Source organism: Paraburkholderia sp. (assembly GCF_035948235.1).
GTDB lineage: Bacteria > Pseudomonadota > Gammaproteobacteria > Burkholderiales > Burkholderiaceae > Paraburkholderia.
Genome location: NZ_DASZJJ010000210.1, coordinates 1 through 2244, shown reverse-complemented (window position 1 = coordinate 2244; position 2244 = coordinate 1). Strand labels below are relative to the sequence as shown.

Genomic DNA, 2244 nt, shown 5'->3' with positions numbered 1-2244 from the left:
CGCGGAAAACAAGGGTCGAATGCAAAAAAATCGTCGGATTATGACGATTTTTGCAATATTCGATAGACGCGGGGGGGGCGGGCGGGAGCGCCCGAGTGAACGATTTGAACGGCCTCCCGGCTCGTTGCAAGCCGGGAGGTCAGGCGAGTCAGAGTGACAGCAGCGATCCGGAACGGATCGGCGTATCGCCGGCGATGCGCGCGATTTCCATCCCGGCGGTTGCGAAGCGCGCGCTATGGCGCGCGTACATCACACCGCTCACGCCCGCGTTGAGCGTGGTGACTTCGTCGGTGAGCGGATTGACGATGTCGGCCACCGGCGTGCCCGCGTCGATCCAGGCGCCGCAGTCGGCGCGGAACACGATCACGCCGCTGGCGGGCGCAACGATCGGCTCGGTGCCCGCCAGCGGCGTGGCCGGATGCGCGAGCGGCGGCAGCGGCGAGGCCGTGCCGTCGATCACGCCGCGCGTGATCAGATAGTCGACGATGGCTTGCGCGTCATGCTCGGCGAATTCGTGCGAGACGTCGCGCTGGCTGCGCAGCTCGACGGTCACCGAAATCGAGCCGTACGGAATCGGGAAACGCTCGCCGAAGCGCTCGCGCAGCTCCGTCCAGCAGAAGCTGTGAATTTCGTCGAACGGATTGCCGATCGAGTTGAGCGCAAGCAGCGACGCCTTGGAATCCAGGTAACGCGCGAGCGGCTCGACCTCGGGCCATAGCTCGGGATTGGTGTAGATGTGCATTGCGGCTTCCCAGTCGCAATGCAGATCCAGCACGATATCGGCGTCGTAGGAAAGACGCTGCAGCGCGAGACGCTGCGAATCCAGTTCGGTCTTTGGCTGTACGGCCGTGAGGCCTTCGCCCATCAGCGCGCGCACCGCCTTGACGTTCGCGCTGGCGTCGGGCCCCAGGCGCGATTCGATCTGCGGCAGCACGAGCGCCGTCAGTTCATGGAAGTTGCGGTTGAAGTTCTGCGCGGTGTTCGACTCGAAGCGCCCCACGAGATGGCCGAGCCAATGCTGGTTCAGGCCGATCGGGTTCGCCACCGGCACGATCACGACTTCGCCGCGCATGCGCCCTGCGGCCTCGAGCGCGGCAAGCTTGCGGCGCAGCGCCCAGGACACGAGCATGCCGGGCAGCTCGTCCGCGTGTAGCGACGACTGCACATAGACCTTGGTGCCGCCGGGCTGGCCGTAGTGGAAACTCGTGATCTCTCGCGCGGTGCCCAGTGCGGGCGCAATCAACGGATGGTGGTGGGTTTGCATGATGGGTGCACGCCTGGCGCTTGAGGCGCGAGACGCGTTGTTCGAGCGTGAGCGAAGGAATGGCCCGCGGGCGGGCCGGTGTCCATGATCTTAGCCGATCCGCCTGATTGACAGAACTTCGCGGCAGAAACGCGCGTGCGCATAACGCGGCGCCCAAAAGCAAAAAGCCCGAACCGCAAGGGTCCGGGCTTTCGGAGTTGCCCGCATGACACGGGCAGCGCGACAAAAATGCTTAGCCGCCGTACACGTCGAAGTCGAAGTACTTGGCTTCGATCTTCTTGTACGTGCCGTCCTTGATCATGTCGGCGATAGCCTTGTCGATCTTGGTCTTGAGGTCGGCGTCTTCCTTGCGCAGGCCGATAGCGGCGGCGCCCGTCGGGATTTCCTTGCCGGCGAACTGGAAGCCAGCGCCGCGCGGCGTCTTCAGGAAGCCCAGGTCAGCCTGCACTTCGTCCTGCAGCGCTGCGTCCAGACGGCCCGAGATCAGGTCGGCGTAGACCTGGTCCTGGTTCTGGTAAGGAACGACGTTGACGCCCTTGGGCGCCCAGTTGTCCTTCGCGTAGGTTTCCTGGATCGTGCCTTGCTCGACGCCCACCGACTTGCCCTTGAGCGAGTCAGCCGACGGCTGGTAGGTGGTGCCCTTCTTGGCGACCAGACGCGTCGGCGTGTCGAACAGCTTGGCCGAGAAGGCGATCTGTTCCTGGCGCTGCGGCGTGATCGTCATCGACGACAGCACGCCGTCGAACTTCTTGGCCTTCAGGCCCGGGATCATGCCGTCGAAGTCCTGTTCGACCCACACGCACTTGGCGTTCATGCGCTTGCAGATCTCATTGCCGAGGTCGATGTCGAAACCGACCAGCTTGCCATCGGGGGCTTTCGATTCGAACGGAGCGTAGCTCGCGTCGACGCCGAAGCGCACGGTGGTCCAATCCTTCGCGTAGGCGGCACTGGCCGAAACGGCCAGCAGGGCAACCGACAGG

General features: G+C 64.4%; 2 protein-coding genes. Both read right to left on the bottom strand.

Going from position 1 to position 2244, the window contains the following annotated elements; genetic code table 11:
- Window positions 1-148: 148 nt before the first annotated feature.
- Window positions 149-1264, bottom strand: a complete 1116-nt coding sequence (locus VG320_RS18030) for a succinylglutamate desuccinylase/aspartoacylase family protein (protein ID WP_327201450.1) — start codon at window positions 1262-1264, stop codon at window positions 149-151.
- Between the two features lie 232 nt (window positions 1265-1496).
- Complete coding sequence (locus VG320_RS18025) at window positions 1497-2243, bottom strand: ABC transporter substrate-binding protein (RefSeq protein ID WP_327201449.1); 747 nt, start codon at window positions 2241-2243, stop codon at window positions 1497-1499.
- Window position 2244: the final 1 nt, after the last annotated feature.

Coding starts and splice junctions, on each gene's coding strand:
- VG320_RS18030 (WP_327201450.1), bottom strand. CDS start 1,264: ATGCAAACCCACCACCATCCGTTGATTGCGCCCGCACTGGGCACCGCG.